Source organism: Streptomyces turgidiscabies Car8, assembly GCF_000331005.1.
GTDB lineage: Bacteria > Actinomycetota > Actinomycetes > Streptomycetales > Streptomycetaceae > Streptomyces > Streptomyces turgidiscabies.
The window spans coordinates 1-13,343 of sequence record NZ_AEJB01000412.1; the positions used below are offsets into that span (position 1 = coordinate 1).

Below are 13,343 nucleotides of genomic sequence, written 5' to 3' on the forward strand. Positions count from 1 at the left end.
GTCGTACCGGCACCGTCGTGGAGAGACAACCGTCGGGCGCTGTGGCGTGCGCCCGGTCCGGTCTGTAACTCTCGTCTCACGTACGTCCGCACTCGCGCCCGGAAGGCCTCTGGACAGGGACGCGGCCGTATTGTCTACAGGTCACCGCCCCTGGGGCCGAAGCCCCTCCCTCAAGGAGCCCTCATGACCGCGCCCGTCGTCCACTCGCTGCGCGAGCAGATCCGCGAGCACATCGTGGAGGGGATCGTCAGCGGGCGCTGGAAGCCGGGCGAGCGGATCGTCGAGCGCCGGATCGCGACCGAGCTGGAGGTCAGCCAGACCCCCGTACGGGAGGCGCTGCGCGAGCTGGAGTCGCTGCGGCTGATCGAGTCGGCCCCCAACAAGGGCGTACGCGTACGGAATCTGACCGCCGCCGACCTGGAGGAGAGCTACCCGGTCCGGGCCGGTCTCGAGGCCATCGCGGCGGAGCTGGCGGCGGAGAAGCTCGCGGACGACTGCTCGGCCCTCGAACCGCATGTCGCCGCCCTGTACGAGGCCGACCGCGCCGCGGACGGAACCGGCCAGGTCCGGCACACCGTGGGTTTCCACCGCGAGATGGTGCGCGCGGCCGGGAACTCGGTGCTGCTGCACACCTGGGAGGGGCTGGGCATCGAGGTGTTCACGGCCCTGTCGATCCGCTGGCTGGGGACGGTGCAGCAGTCGTACGCGGAGGAGCACGAGGAGCTGGTCGCCGCGTTCCGCCGCCGGGACCCACGGATCGCCGAGCTGGTGAAGGCCCATGTGCTGGGTTGCGCGCCCCGGGCCTGACGCAGCCGAGCCGATCGGGTCCACTTCACACCCGCGCCCGCTCACCTGCGAAAACGCCCGAGTGTGAGGCACCCCGTGCCCGCCCGAAAGGCACCCCGTGCCTACTTTCTCGTGATCAAGAGGTTTTCCCCTTCAACCCTTTGATCGATCATCGATCAGCGAGTTAGAGTCGCCGACGGACCCCTACAAGGGTTCACAGCCCTGTCCTGCCAAAGACCAAGGGCACCCCCGAACCCTTACCGACGAGGGAACCCCCTTCGACTGAGGAAGGCGGCGACATGACCGACCCCAAGGCCATCCAGCCGAGCGCGCTCGACCAGCTCCCCGACCGCGACCCCGAGGAGACCGCCGAATGGCAGGCCTCCCTGGACGCGGTCACCAAGGCGGCCGGGCCGCACCGTGCCGCGTATCTGATGCGCCGCACACTGGAGCGCGCCGAGGGCAACGGCATCGCGCTGCCCAAGCTCCTGGAGACGGACTACGTCAACACCATCCCGACCGCCGCCGAGCCCTCGGTGGACGGCGACGAGGCGATGGAGCACCGGATCGCCGCCTGGAACCGCTGGAACGCGGCGGCCATGGTGACCCGGGGCAGCAAACACGGCGTCGGCGGCCACATCGCCACCTTCGCCTCGGCAGCCTGGCTGTACGAGACCGGCTTCAACCACTTCTTCAGAGGCAAGGAGGGGGACGGCTCAGGTGACCAGCTGTACATCCAGGGCCACGCCTCCCCCGGCATCTACGCCCGCGCGTTCCTCGACGGCCGGCTGACCGAGGCGCACCTCGACAAGTTCCGGCAGGAGTCGGGCGGCAACGGTCTCCCGTCCTACCCGCACCCGCGCCGGCTGCCCTGGCTGTGGGAGTTCCCGACGGTGTCGATGGGCCTCGGCCCGCTGTCGGCGATCTACCAGGCACGCTTCAACCGATACCTCACCAACCGCAGCATCAAGGACGTCTCCGCGTCCCACGTGTGGGCGTTCCTCGGCGACGGCGAGATGGACGAGCCCGAGTCGACGGCCGCACTCGCGCTCGCCTCCCGCGAGGGCCTGGACAACCTGACGTTCGTCATCAACTGCAACCTGCAGCGCCTCGACGGGCCGGTCCGCGCGAACTTCAAGATCGTGCAGGAGCTGGAGGCCCAGTTCCGCGGCGCGGGCTGGAACGTCGTCAAGACCCTCTGGGGCACGGCGTGGGACGAGCTGTTCCAGCTCGACACCACGGGCGCGCTCGTACGCAGGCTGCGCGAGGTACCGGACGCCCAGGTGCAGACGTACCAGACGCGCGACGCCGCCTACATCCGCGCCGACTTCTTCGGCAAGGACCCGGCGCTCGCCGAGATGGCGAAACTGCTGAGCGACGACAAGATCCTGGACTGCTTCCACCGCTCGCGCGGCGGTCACGAGTCCCGCAAGGTGTACGCGGCCTACAAGGCGGCGCTCGCGCACAAGGGCGCTCCGACGGTCATCCTGGCCCAGACGGTCAAGGGCTTCACCCTGGGCGAGGGCTTCGCGTCGAAGAACGCCAACCACCAGATGAAGAAGCTGACGGTGGACGAGTTCAAGCAGATGCGTGACCTGCTCGAACTCCCCATCTCCGACGCGCAGTTCGTCGACGGAGTCGTCCCCTACGGCCACCCCGGCGCCGACTCCCCCGAGGTCCGCTACCTCCAGGAGCGCCGCGCGGCCCTCGGCGGCCCCGCCCCGGCCCGTCGCACGCAGGCCCTCGCGCCCCTCCCCGCCCCGGCGGAGAAGACGTTCACCTCGTTCGACAAGGGCTCCGGCTCGCAGAACGTGGCGACGACGATGGCCTTCGTACGCCTGGTCAAGGACCTGGTCCGCGACAAGGAGACGGGCCGGCGCTGGGTGCCGATCGTGCCCGACGAGGCACGCACCTTCGGTATGGAGTCGCTGTTCCCGTCCCTCGGGATCTACTCCCCCAAGGGCCAGACGTACGAGCCGGTCGACCGCGACCAGCTGATGTACTACAAGGAAGCCAAGGACGGCCAGATCCTCAACGAGGGGATCACCGAGGCCGGTTCCATGGCGGACTTCATCGCCGCGTCGACGTCGTACTCGACGCACGGCGAGCCGATGATCCCCTTCTACATCTTCTACTCGATGTTCGGCTGGCAGCGCACCGCCGACCAGATGTGGCAGCTCGGCGACCAGCTCGGCCGCGGCTTCCTGGTCGGCGCGACGGCCGGCCGTACGACGCTGACGGGCGAGGGCCTCCAGCACGCGGACGGCCACTCGCCGGTGATCGCGGCGACGAACCCGGCCGCGCTGTCGTACGACCCGGCCTTCGCGTACGAGGTGGCGGTGATCGTCCGTGACGGTCTGCGCCGGATGTACGGCGAGTCGGCGCCCGGCGAGGACCCGAACGTCTTCTACTACCTGACCGTCTACAACGAGCCGATCCCGCAGCCCGCGAAGCCGTCGGCCCCCGGGCTCGACGACGCGATCGTCAAGGGGCTGTACCGCTTCAACACGGCCGAGTCGGCGGGGCTCTCACCGGCCGCCAACGCGCCGCGTATCCAGCTGCTCGGTTCCGGTACGGCCATCCACTGGGCCCTGGACGCGCAGCGGCTGCTCGCCGAGGAGTGGGGTGTGGCGGCCGACGTGTGGTCGGCGACCTCCTGGACCGAGCTGCGGCGGGACGCGCTGGACGCGGACGCGGCGCTGCTGCGGGGCGAGGAGCGGGTGCCGTACCTGCGGCAGGCGCTGCAGGGGGCCGAGGGGCCCGTGCTGGCGGTGTCCGACTACATGCGTCAGGTGCCGGACCAGATCGCTCAGTGGGTCGAGCAGGACTACTCGTCGCTGGGCGCGGACGGATTCGGACTGTCGGACACGAGGGACGCGGCGCGGCGGTACTTCGGGGTCGACGCGGAGTCGATCGTCGTGGCGGCGTTGGCGCAGTTGGCTCGGCGGGGGGAAGTCGGGGCTGCGGCGGTGAAGGAGGCGCGGGAGCGGTACGGGTTGTAAGGGGGGTTCGCCCACCCACCCGTCCGTTTCCAGTCCGCCTGCCGGGCACCGTCGAACTACTCGCCGGCGTCCGGCACCCGCCATCCCGGCCGGGGCTTCAGGTCGAGGCTGCTCCAGCTCACGCCTGCTTTCCCACCCACCCACCCGTTCACCACCTCTGTCCAGCCCAGGCCCCGGCGTTTCAGGACAAGGCCCGTTCAGGGCCGGTAGCGGGGGTCTGGGGGGCATCATCAACCCATGCGCGCTGCCCGCCTCATCAAAATGGTGCTGCTGCTCCAGTCCACGCAATCCATGACCGCCGCCGAGCTGGCCCGGGAACTGGAAGTCTCCGAGCGCACCGTCACCCGCGACGCCCAGGCACTGTCCGAGGCAGGCGTACCCGTGTACGCCGACCGGGGGCGGGCCGGCGGGTACCGGCTGATCGGCGGATACCGCACCCGGCTCACCGGCCTGGCCCGCGGCGAGGCGGAGGCGCTGTTCCTGAGCGGAGTGCCCGGCGCCCTGCGCGAGATGGGACTGGAGGACACCGCCTCCGCGGCCCGCCTCAAGGTGTCCGCCGCTCTGCTGCCCTCCCTCCGCGACGCCCCCCGGACAGCCGCCCAGCGGTTCCACCTGGACGCGCCCGCCTGGTTCAGCGAGCCCACCGTCCCCGAGTCGCTGCCCGCTGTCGCGGACGCCGTGTGGGATGACCGTCCGATCCTGGCCCGCTACCGGCGCGGCCCCGGCGAGACCGACGTGGAGCGCACGTTGGAGCCCTACGGGCTCGTCCTCAAGGCGGGCGTCTGGTATCTGTGCGCCCGCGTCACCCGGAGCGACGCTCACGCGGAGAACCCCGGGAACCCCGGGCCTCCCGGACCCTTCCGCGTCTACCGCGTCGACCGCTTCACCTCCGTCCAGCTCCCCGACCAGCCCCCGGACCACGCCACCGGCCACGCCGCCGGGAAACGCTTCACCCGCGACCCCGGTTTCGACCTGCCCGCGTTCTGGGAGGAGCGGGCGGAGCAGTTCGCGCGGTCGATCCTGCGCACCGAGGTCGTCGTACGGCTCTCGGCGGAGGGGGTGCGCAGACTGGGGTACGTCGTCGACCCCGTGTCCGCCCGGGACGCGCTGTCGGCCGGCGGCGCCCCCGACGAGCGGGGCCGGGTCACCGTGACGCTCGCCGTGGAGTCGGCGGAGGTCGCCCATACGCAGCTGGCGACGCTCGGTCCTGAGGCGGAGGTGCTGGCGCCGGCCGGACTCCGGGCACGGTTCGCGCGGGACGCGCAGCGGCTGGGGGCGCTGTACTCCTCCCCGCCGCAGGCCCCCTTGGGACCCTCGGACCCCGCGGCGCCCGGAGGGGCCTGAGGCCCTCGGGCCTGTACACCCCATCACATTCCGCGCATCTCCACGTGCGTCCCTCCCCCTGAGGCCCGATGCTGGACCCGTGATGGACGAGACGGAGTTCTGGAAGCTGGTGGACGCGACCCGTGAGGCCGCCGAGGGTGACCCCGAGGATCAGGCCGATCTGCTGGTCGAGCGGTTGCTCCAGCTCGACCCGGACTCGGTGCTCGACTTCGCCCGGCATTTCGAGGCCCGTTACAACCGCGCCTACCGTTGGGACCTGTGGGGCGCCGCCCGGGTGCTGCTCGACGTGGCCGACGACGAGGCCTTCGATTTCTTCCGGTGCTGGCTGATCGGCCAGGGCCGTGAGGTCTTCGAGGGGGCCCTGCACGGCGACCCGGACTCGCTCGCCGATCTCCTGGACGACTTCGACGCGGAGATCGACGGGGACGGGGAGGAGTTGGGCTACGCGGCCGACGAGGCGTACGAGCAGCTCACCGGCACCGTCACCCCGGATCTGGGTATTCCGCCCGCGCCCGCCGAACCCGAGGGCACGCCGCTCGCCCTGGAGGACGAGGGGGCGCTCGCCGACCGGTATCCCAAGCTGTGGCAGCGGTTCAAGGGCGCCTGACAGCCCGTAGTAGGCCTGTCGCGGCCCGCCCCCCTCTGACCGCCGCGCCTCATACCCCCGAGCTGCGGCGGCGGGTCAGGTCCGAGGGGATGTACGCCTGCTGCGTGGGGTCGGCCCGTACGGCGTGGTGGTGCAGCGGAGCCCGGTTGGCCTGGTCGAGGGCGGATGCCGTGACCGCCGCCGGGCCCAGGACGACCGTCGCCACCGCGCAGAGCACGGCCCATGGATTCCGTGCGGCCCCTGTCCAGCCGCCGGAAGCCCTCCTGCCGTGGACCTGTTCGGTCCGCCCGGTCTGTTCGGTCGTCCCCAGCGGGTTCGTACGACTGCTGCTGCTCATGGTCCCCACCTCCGGTCAGTGCGTACGACGAAGGTAGGACGGGGAGTTGGGGCGCATCCCTGAGTGCGCTGTGTCGTACCTGTGAGCACCTCGGAAGCTACTGAACCTGCACCCGGCCCGCGTGTGAGCCGGGGCGGCTCAGCGGCGGCCCTGCAGACGTGCCGCCGCCTTCCTGATCGCCGGGAGGCGGGCCGTGAGGGCGGCGCCGGGGCAGCTCGTCATGTAGCCGGAGTTGTGGCCGGCGAGGGCGGGCAGAGTGACTGTGGTGCCGGAGGCGAAGCGGCTGAGGGAGTTGCTGGAGACCAGGCGGGCGGTGCCGCGCGGGTCGGTGTCCGAGAGGCCCAGTTTCCAGGCGGTGAGGGCGGCGATCGCGTCGGTCATGGCCTGCGGCACGGGCACGCCCGCCGTGAAGGTGCCGAGGGCGGCGACACCGGCGGTGCGATGGTTGAAGCCCTGGGTGTGGGCGCCCGTGACGGGGCGGTCGACACCGCCCGCGCGGCCCTCGTAGATGGTGCCGCAGCGGTCGACGACGAAGTTGTAGCCGATGTCGTCCCAGTCGCGGGAACCGGTCTGGCCCGTGTACACGTAGCGGATCAGGCGGGGCGCGTCGGCGCAGTCGTAGCCGTTGGGCGAGTCGGTGTGGTGGACGAAGACGGCCACGACCCGGTCGTCGTAGCGCGGCGGTGGCTGATCGCCCTCGGCGTCCCCGATCCAGGCGGTACGGGGAACGATGCGCGGCTTGGCGGCGAGGTGGGCGAGGGCCGGGTGGACCGGGGCGGAGCGGGTCGCGGCGGGGCGGGCCTGACGTGGGGCCGGGGTCGTGCGGTTGTCGCCGGCCGCGCACAGGACCAGTCCGACGCCGGCGGCGATGCCGGGCAGACAGACGAGCACCACGCGGACGGCGCGCGGCACGCGCACACGGCGGACCCGCGAGCCTCCCATGGACCGCAGGGACCCCATGGGCCCCACTGTGGATGCGTTCCGTTCCGCCCGCGATGTGTGGTGTGCCACTTGGTGGAACCAACGTCCCGGTCCGGGACGTTTTTACAGGTCCAGGCGCCGGATGGGCGCAGGGGACTGATCGGCGACTGATCACCGGGCCCGTCCCGCGCGTACTACCGCATGTGAACGGCGTGTACCGCGCGTACGGGGGACCGAAGGGTCCAGAAGGAAGGCGGCCGGAGTGGACCTGCTCGACGTCCTGCTGTTGCTGGTGATCCTCGGCTATGCCGCGTCCGGTTACCGGCGCGGCCTGGTGGCCGGCTGCGTCTCCCTGGCAGGCTTCGTGGGAGGCGCCGTCATCGGCGTGTGGGTGCTGCCGTGGATCATGGAGCTGGTGACGGCGGGGACACCCGCGGCGACGGTGACGGCCGTGCTCACGGTGCTGGTGCCGGCCGTGGTGGGCCATGAGCTGATGGGCAGGCTCGCGCTGAAACTGCGCCACGAACTGGACCGGGGGCCGCTGCGGGTCGCCGACGGGGTCGGTGGGGCCGTGGCCAACGCGGTCGCCGTGCTGCTGGTGTCCTGGGTGGCCGCCAGTGTCCTGGGCGCGTCCTCGTCACCGCTGGTCACGACGGCGATCCGGGACTCGGCGCTGCTCGGCACGGTGCAGGACGCGATGCCGGAGACCACCCCGACCTGGTTCTCGCGAGCCACGTCCGCGCTCACCCAGGCGGGCTTCCCGCAGGTCTTCAACCCCTTCGAGAACGAACCGGCGACGAGTGTCGCCAAGCCCACCGGGGACAGCGTCACGGCCAGCGCGACGAACGCGGCCAAGCTGAGCACGGTCAAGATCGAGGGCGCCGCGGGCACCCAGGGCCGCGAGGGCAGCGGTTTCGTGTTCTCGTCCCGGCATGTGATGACCAACGCCCACGTGGTGGCGGGCATCGACGAGCCGACCGTCCGGGTCGGCGGTGTCGGGACGGCGCACAAGGCGACGGTGGTGCTCTTCGACCCCGAGAAGGACGTGGCCGTGCTGTACGTCCCGGATCTGCGCGCGCCCGTCCTGCGCTTCGACGACAGCGCGAAGCGGGGCGACTCGGCGGTGGTCGCGGGCTATCCGCAGGACGGCGACCTGAATCTGCAGGCCGCCACGGTCGCCGACAAGGTGCGGGCGAGGGGCCAGAACATCTACAACAGCGAGACGGTGACCCGCGAGATCTACTCGATCCGCTCGACCGTGCGCCCCGGCAACTCCGGCGGCCCGCTCCTCACCACCGACGGCAAGGTGTTCGGCGTCGTCTTCGCCCGCTCCACGTCCGACGACGAGACGGGCTACGTCCTGACGGTGGACGAGGTCCGCGAGGACGCCGAACGGGCGACCGCCTCGACGACGGCGGTGGACACGGGCGACCTGGTCACGTCCTGACTACAGCGACCGGCCCATGAGTACGTCGTCCACGAACTCGCCGTCCAGCAGGAACTCCCGGGGCTGAACGCCCTCGACGACGAAGCCCTCCGACTCGTACAGCCTGCGCGCCGGTTCGTTGTGCCCGAGGACGCGCAGCGAGAGGCGCAGGGCGCCCCGGCGGCGGGCCTCGGCCATGGCGCCCCGGATCAGCAGCCGGCCCACGCCCGTGCCGCGCGCCTCGTCGGAGACGGCGAGCCCCTGGATCTGCAGGACGTGCGCGTTCGAGGCGAGCGGAGTGGGCCGGGCGAGCCTGACGTAGCCCACGACCCGGCCGTCCCCGGTCACGGCGACCAGGTGGTCGCCCGCGTCGGAGTTCTCGCGGAAGAACGGCGTGTACGGCGGCCTGGGCCTGGGTGTGACGGCGTGCAGGGTCGACCAGGTGGCGCGGTCGAGTCTGCCCAGTGCCTCGTCGTCCTCGGGCCGGGCGGCGCGCACGAACGGCCCAGGGCCCGCAGGACGCTCCTGGCCCGCCTGTCCCTGCTGGCCCGTCTGGCTCTCCTGGCCCTCGTGAGCGTCGTACGGCTGATGCGGTTGCTGCGGTTGCTGTGGCTCGGGCGGCATGGGTGTCACTCTAGGGCGGGGGTACGACAACGGGCCCGGGGACGGTGGCGCAGGATGGGGGCATGGAACGCTCGCGAATCGCGGTGGCCGGTGCGTCCGGTCTCATCGGTACGGCCCTGGTGCGGTCCCTGACCGCCGACGGGCACGAAGTCGTCCGCCTGGTACGGCACGCGCCCCGGACGAAGGGCGAGGTCCGCTGGGACCCCGAACGGCAGACGATCGACGCGGCCGGGCTGGCGGGCTGCACCGCGGTGGTGAACCTGGCCGGGGCGGGGGTCGGCAGCCGGCGCTGGACGGACTCGTACAAGCGGACGATCCGCGACAGCCGTGTCCTGGGCACGGCGACACTCGCCGAGGTCGTCGCCTCGATGGACGAGCCGCCGCGGGTCTTCGTGAACGGCAGCGCGATGGGCTACTACGGGGAGACCGGCGACCGGACCGTGGACGAGGACGCCCCTGCGGGGGACGGCTTCCTGCCGTCGGTGTGCGTGGAGTGGGAGGAGGCCGCGGGCGCCGCCCAGGAGGCGGGCGTACGGACGGCCTTCGTACGGACCGGGCTGGTGGTGGCGAGCGGCGGCGGTGCCTGGGGCAAGCTGTTCCCCCTGTTCAAGGCGGGCCTGGGCGGGCGGATGGGCGACGGCTCCCAGTACTGGTCGTTCATCGCGCTGCGGGACGAGGTGGCGGCGATCCGGCATCTCATCGACACCGACGGACTGTCCGGCCCGTTCAACCTGACGGCGCCGCGGCCGCTCACCAACCGGGAGATCACCGCGGCGATGGGGCGTGTGCTGCGCCGGCCGACGCTCTTCACGGTACCCGCGCCCGCTTTGAAACTGGCGCTGGGCGAGATGTCCGGGGACGTGCTCGGCAGCGCCCGGGTGCTGCCCAAGCGGCTGCTGGAGTCCGGGTTCACGTTCGCGTTCCCGGAGATCGACGACGCGATCCGGGCCGCGCAGGCCTGACCCCTCCCCCGCGCCCCTGACCCACCTCCCGGATGACCGAGTGCGACCGCATGCGACCGCTGTGCGACCGTGCCCTGTTCATGCGCGACTTCCGCCTGCCCTGAGCCGCCCTACTCTCGATCCGAACAATCCAAGCGATTAGAACGGTCCAGAGATCCGAACTCGCTTATCCCGTAAGCCTGTTGGGGCAACGGTGCCCTGGCCGGCCGCGTCACCGCGATCGAGGGAGGGCACGTGCTTGAGCCCGCGTACCAGGCGGACGTCGTCATCGTGGGAGCCGGGGTCGCCGGACTCGCGGCGGCTCATCGGCTGACCAGCGCAGGAGTAACGACCGCGGTCCTGGAGGCCGCCCCTTACGTCGGCGGCCGGATGGCGACCGAGAAGGTCGACGGTTTCCGCCTCGACCGCATCGGGCAGCTGTTGTCCACGTCGTATCCCGAACTGCGGCTGACCCCCGGCCTCGACACTCTCGTCCTGCGTCCGTTCGCACCCGGTGTCCTGGTGCACAGCGACGGACGCCGGCATCGCGCGGGGGCTCCACTGGGCGGAGGGGGCGCACGGGGCGCGCTCGGCACTGTGCGCGCCCTGGCGAGCGCCCCGAGGCCGGCGCGGGCGGCGGGTTCTCCCCGGCTGACGGCATCGGCGGGGGCGCGCACCGGCGCACAGTTCGGCGGGGCGGTGGGCGGCGCGGTCGGCGGAGCGGTCGATCAGGCCCGGTTGGGGGCCGCGCTGAGCCGGCTCGCCGGGGTCCCCCTGCAACGACTGCTGGCCCGACCCGAGTTGCCGGCGGCCCACGCCCTGGCCAACCGCGGTCTGCCCGCCCGCACGGTCGAGGGCTTTCTGCGTCCGCTGCTCGCCGCGCTGCTCTGCGACCCCGAGCTGTCCACGTCGAGCCGGTGCGCGGATCTCGCGCTGCGGGCGTTCGCGAGCGGCCGGCTGTGTGTGCCGGAGGGCGGTGCGGAGACCCTGCCGGAGCTGCTGTCGCGAGCGCTGCCGCCCGGCACCGTGCACACCGGGGTCCGGGTCACGTCCATCGCCACGAACCTCGTGACCACCGCCGACCACGGCGAACTGCGCTGCCGGGCCGTACTGGTGGCGACCGACGCGCGCACCGCCGCCGGTCTGCTGCCCGGCCTGCGCGTCCCCGGCTTCCACCCGGTGACCGTCGTCCACCACACGGCCGACGAGGCGCCCGCGACCGGCGCGTCCCTGCTGCTGGACGCGGACCGCGGAGGCCCGGTCGCGCACACGGCGGTGGTCAGCCGCGTGGACCCGTCCCGCTCCCCCGCCGGCCGCCCGCTGATCTCGTCGACGGTGCTGGGCGCCCCGCCGCAGGACGTGGACAGGGCCGTACGAGCCCATCTGTCCCGCCTCTACGGCATGTCGACCACGCGCTGGGAGACACTCGCCGTGCACCACACCGCCGAGGCGGTACCCGCGATGCGCCCGCCGCACGATCTGCGCCGCCCGGTGCGGTTGCTGGCGGGCCTGTACGTGTGCGGCGACCACCGGGACACGAGCACCGTCCAGGGCGCCCTGCACTCCGGGCACCGGGCCGCGGCCGCGGTCCTGACGGACCTGGGCGCGGGCCCGATGCACGTGGCGGAGCCACTGCGAACGGCAGCGCCAGCAGCGGAGTCCCCGGAGACCGAGCCGACGGAGGACGAGGCGGCAGCCGCGTGAGTCAGCCGAGGGCGGCGACCTTGTCTCGATACCCCCTGACCGGTGCCGCGTCCTTGTAGGGCTCCAAGCGCCGCTCGAAGTCCCGTACGTACTCGGTCGCCCGCACCGAGCGCATCTCCGCCGCCGCGCCCGCCGCCTCCGCGCCCAGCAGGCACGCCTGGTCGAGCTCGCCGAGGCCCAGCCGGGCCGAGGCGAGCACGACCCGGCAGAAGAGGCGGCTGCGGGCGAAGGCGGGGGCGCGCAACTGGAGCGAGCGCTCCGCGTGCTGGACGGCGGCGCGGAACTGCTGGAGATCGCGATGGCAGTGCCCGAACTCGTCGGCGAGCTGGGCCTCGTCGAAGAAGCGTGCCCAGTGCGGGACTTCGTCGCCGGGCCGGGCCGCTTCGAGCGCCCGTTCGGCCCGGACGAGTGAGGCGGTGCAGGCCCGGACCTCGCCCAGCACCCCGTGGGCGCGCGCCTCGCACGCGTGCAGCAGCGACTGCACGACGGGCGGCGCGGTGGTGCCGACACCCTGCTGGGCCACCCGCGCGAGCTGCACGGCCTCCCGCCCGTGCCCGAGGTAGACGGCCTGACGGCTCATGGTGGCCAGGACGTACGAGCCGTACGCCCGGTCACCGGCCGCCTGCGCGAGCCTGAGCGCCTGGACGAAGTAGCGCTGGGCGAGGCCGTGCGCGGCGATGTCGTACGACGTCCAGCCCGCGAGCCGGGTGAGGTCGGAGGCGGCGGCGAACAGCCGACGGCCCGTCTGTTCGCCGTAGGTGCCGCGCAGCATGGGCTCGGTCTCGTGTTCCAGGTAGCGGACGAGGGCCTGGCGGGCGTGGCCGCCCCCGTAGGCGTCGTCGAGGGTGCGGAACAGCTCGCCGACCGAGCGGAGCGCGGAGATGTCGCCTCCGGTGACCTTCTGCCCGGGTCCGCGCTCGGCCGCCTGCCCGCGCTGCCGGGGCACGCCGGACCGCCCCTGCACGGGCACCCGTACGACGGGCTGGTCGCCTCGTCCGACCCGGTCGTCGGGGCGCCCGATCAGCCAGTCCCGGCTGGGCACGACGAGCCCGGCCGGGGTGAAGGCGATCTTGCGCAGCTCGGCGTGGCTGCCGGAGTCCTTGCGCCACAGCCCGCTGACGATGTCGACGGCCTCCTCGGGGCTGGCCGCGAACTCCAGCCCCGCGTAGACGGGCGCGCAGGCGTCGAGCCCGAGGTCCTGGGCGGTGAGGCGTCGCCCGAGGCGCCGGGTGAACACCTCGGCGATGAGGGCGGGGGTGGTGCCGCGGGGCTGCTGTCCGCGCAGCCAGCGGGTCACCGATGTCTTGTCGTATCTGAGATCAAGGCCGTGTTCGAGACCGAGCTGGTCCACCCGGCGGGCCAGACCGGCATTGGAGAATCCCGCTTCTGCGATGAGCGCGGCGAGCTGTCGATTGGGAGTGCGCTGCGCGGGTCGTTCCGTCATCTGCGGTGCGGTCTCCTGCCTTCGGGCCCTCTGATGTGCCCGGATTCCTGGTGAGCAGCCCTTTTTGGCCTCGTGAACGGCGCGAATGTAGCGGAGCGTAAGCGGCTGATCGCACATTCCGCCGCACATTCATCCGATCGTGTGAGAATCGGGCGTCGGAGTGACGGGCAACGGCCGGACGTACAGTGGTTCGGGCGCGTTACGCGC

11 protein-coding genes are annotated in these 13,343 nt (G+C 72.3%); 7 read left to right on the forward strand and 4 right to left on the reverse strand.

Annotated features, from left to right (window positions below; translation table 11 throughout):
• The first annotated feature begins 183 nt into the window (after positions 1–183).
• From STRTUCAR8_RS29925 to STRTUCAR8_RS29940, 4 genes are all read left to right on the forward strand, one after another.
• Complete coding sequence (locus tag STRTUCAR8_RS29925) at positions 184–807, forward strand: GntR family transcriptional regulator (RefSeq protein WP_006379868.1); 624 nt, start codon at positions 184–186, stop codon at positions 805–807.
• Between the two features lie 278 nt (positions 808–1,085).
• The gene (gene aceE, locus STRTUCAR8_RS29930; protein WP_006379875.1) at positions 1,086–3,788 is read left to right on the forward strand and encodes a pyruvate dehydrogenase (acetyl-transferring), homodimeric type; all 2,703 of its coding nucleotides are present in this window, start codon (positions 1,086–1,088) and stop codon (positions 3,786–3,788) included.
• Positions 3,789–4,025: 237 nt separating this feature from the next.
• Complete coding sequence (locus tag STRTUCAR8_RS29935; RefSeq protein WP_006379867.1) at positions 4,026–5,132, forward strand: helix-turn-helix transcriptional regulator; 1,107 nt, start codon at positions 4,026–4,028, stop codon at positions 5,130–5,132.
• A gap of 82 nt (positions 5,133–5,214) precedes the next feature.
• Entirely contained in the window at positions 5,215–5,739 is a 525-nt protein-coding gene (locus STRTUCAR8_RS29940) for a DUF4240 domain-containing protein (protein WP_044473143.1), read from the forward strand.
• Between the two features lie 49 nt (positions 5,740–5,788).
• Here STRTUCAR8_RS29940 and STRTUCAR8_RS51930 read toward each other — a convergent pair whose 3' ends face one another.
• Positions 5,789–6,076 (reverse strand): hypothetical protein, encoded by a 288-nt coding sequence (locus STRTUCAR8_RS51930; protein ID WP_234372758.1) that lies wholly within the window; start codon positions 6,074–6,076, stop codon positions 5,789–5,791.
• A 138-nt stretch (positions 6,077–6,214) separates the two neighbouring features.
• Positions 6,215–7,018, reverse strand: coding sequence for a peptidoglycan recognition protein family protein (locus STRTUCAR8_RS29950; RefSeq protein WP_044473145.1), 804 nt, complete (start codon positions 7,016–7,018; stop codon positions 6,215–6,217).
• Positions 7,019–7,259: 241 nt separating this feature from the next.
• Between STRTUCAR8_RS29950 and STRTUCAR8_RS29955 the strand changes: the two genes are divergently transcribed.
• Positions 7,260–8,444: a MarP family serine protease gene (locus STRTUCAR8_RS29955; RefSeq protein ID WP_006379874.1), complete on the forward strand. Its 1,185-nt coding sequence runs from the start codon at positions 7,260–7,262 to the stop codon at positions 8,442–8,444.
• On the opposite strand, the gene STRTUCAR8_RS29960 is transcribed toward STRTUCAR8_RS29955, so the two are convergent.
• Positions 8,445–9,047, reverse strand: coding sequence for a GNAT family N-acetyltransferase (locus STRTUCAR8_RS29960; RefSeq protein ID WP_006379871.1), 603 nt, complete (start codon positions 9,045–9,047; stop codon positions 8,445–8,447).
• A 62-nt stretch (positions 9,048–9,109) separates the two neighbouring features.
• Between STRTUCAR8_RS29960 and STRTUCAR8_RS29965 the strand changes: the two genes are divergently transcribed.
• The gene (locus tag STRTUCAR8_RS29965) at positions 9,110–10,009 is read left to right on the forward strand and encodes a TIGR01777 family oxidoreductase (protein WP_006379870.1); all 900 of its coding nucleotides are present in this window, start codon (positions 9,110–9,112) and stop codon (positions 10,007–10,009) included.
• Positions 10,010–10,243: 234 nt separating this feature from the next.
• Positions 10,244–11,692, forward strand: a complete 1,449-nt coding sequence (locus tag STRTUCAR8_RS29970; protein ID WP_006379876.1) for an NAD(P)/FAD-dependent oxidoreductase — start codon at positions 10,244–10,246, stop codon at positions 11,690–11,692.
• A 1-nt stretch (position 11,693) separates the two neighbouring features.
• Here STRTUCAR8_RS29970 and STRTUCAR8_RS29975 read toward each other — a convergent pair whose 3' ends face one another.
• Positions 11,694–13,136, reverse strand: a complete 1,443-nt coding sequence (locus tag STRTUCAR8_RS29975; protein WP_006379877.1) for an NsdA family TPR-like regulatory protein — start codon at positions 13,134–13,136, stop codon at positions 11,694–11,696.
• Between the last annotated feature and the right edge of the window lie 207 nt (positions 13,137–13,343).

Coding starts and splice junctions, on each gene's coding strand:
- STRTUCAR8_RS29925 (WP_006379868.1), top strand. CDS start 184: ATGACCGCGCCCGTCGTCCACTCGCTGCGCGAGCAGATCCGCGAGCAC.
- aceE (WP_006379875.1), top strand. CDS start 1,086: ATGACCGACCCCAAGGCCATCCAGCCGAGCGCGCTCGACCAGCTCCCC.
- STRTUCAR8_RS29935 (WP_006379867.1), top strand. CDS start 4,026: ATGCGCGCTGCCCGCCTCATCAAAATGGTGCTGCTGCTCCAGTCCACG.
- STRTUCAR8_RS29940 (WP_044473143.1), top strand. CDS start 5,215: ATGGACGAGACGGAGTTCTGGAAGCTGGTGGACGCGACCCGTGAGGCC.
- STRTUCAR8_RS51930 (WP_234372758.1), bottom strand. CDS start 6,076: ATGAGCAGCAGCAGTCGTACGAACCCGCTGGGGACGACCGAACAGACC.
- STRTUCAR8_RS29950 (WP_044473145.1), bottom strand. CDS start 7,018: ATGGGAGGCTCGCGGGTCCGCCGTGTGCGCGTGCCGCGCGCCGTCCGC.
- STRTUCAR8_RS29960 (WP_006379871.1), bottom strand. CDS start 9,047: ATGCCGCCCGAGCCACAGCAACCGCAGCAACCGCATCAGCCGTACGAC.
- STRTUCAR8_RS29965 (WP_006379870.1), top strand. CDS start 9,110: ATGGAACGCTCGCGAATCGCGGTGGCCGGTGCGTCCGGTCTCATCGGT.
- STRTUCAR8_RS29975 (WP_006379877.1), bottom strand. CDS start 13,136: ATGACGGAACGACCCGCGCAGCGCACTCCCAATCGACAGCTCGCCGCG.